Origin of the sequence: Butyricicoccus sp. OF10-2 (assembly GCF_003481925.1) — a bacterium.
GTDB classification, from domain to species: Bacteria; Bacillota; Clostridia; order Oscillospirales; family Butyricicoccaceae; genus Agathobaculum; species Agathobaculum butyriciproducens.
In genome coordinates, this window is record NZ_QUMC01000069.1 from 1 (window position 1) to 653 (window position 653).

Consider the following 653-nt stretch of genomic DNA (forward strand, 5'->3'; position numbering starts at 1 on the left):
CCGGACTCTTCCTGCAGGTTCGGGTTAACGAGGCAGGAACCAACAGCGGAGATCTCAACAGCCTCGGAACCGGTTACGTAGCGAACCATATCGAAGTCGTGGATCATCATATCGTAGAAGATACCGCCGGAAACTGCAACGTAGGAAGCCGGGGGCGGCTCCGGGTCACGGGAGGAAACGATAACGATATGCGGATCGCCGATCGTGCCGTCCTTAACTGCGTCTGCAACTGCCTTGTGGTTGTGGTCGAAGCGGCGGTTGAAGCCTACCTGGAACTTCACGCCCTTCTCCTCAACGAGTGCGAGCAGCTTCTTGATCTTGTCGATATCATAGTCGATCGGCTTCTCGCAGAATACGTGCTTGCCAGCCTGAACTGCTGCCATGGAAACATCGCAGTGGGTGTCAGTGGAGGAGCAAACGAATACTACGTCTACCTCAGGATTGTTGATAACGTCCATAAAGTCGGTGGAAACGTTGGTGATCTTGCGCTCTGCCAGCCACTCGCGTGCGCCGGACTTGTCCAGCATCGGGTCAGCAGCAGCTACTACCTGAACGCCCGGTACGGAGTTGATCAGGTTGTTGATGTGCAGCTTGCCGATTCGGCCGCAGCCTACAACGCCAATTTTCAAAATGCCCATTGGAATTCTCTCCTT

The 653-nt window shown here is 54.8% G+C and carries 1 protein-coding gene; it reads right to left on the reverse strand.

What is annotated here, in order from left to right; genetic code table 11:
• Positions 1 to 638, reverse strand: a 638-nt coding sequence (locus tag DXB00_RS16135; RefSeq protein ID WP_158581344.1) for a Gfo/Idh/MocA family oxidoreductase, incomplete at its 3' end; no start/stop codon positions are given.
• Positions 639 to 653 lie beyond the last annotated feature (15 nt).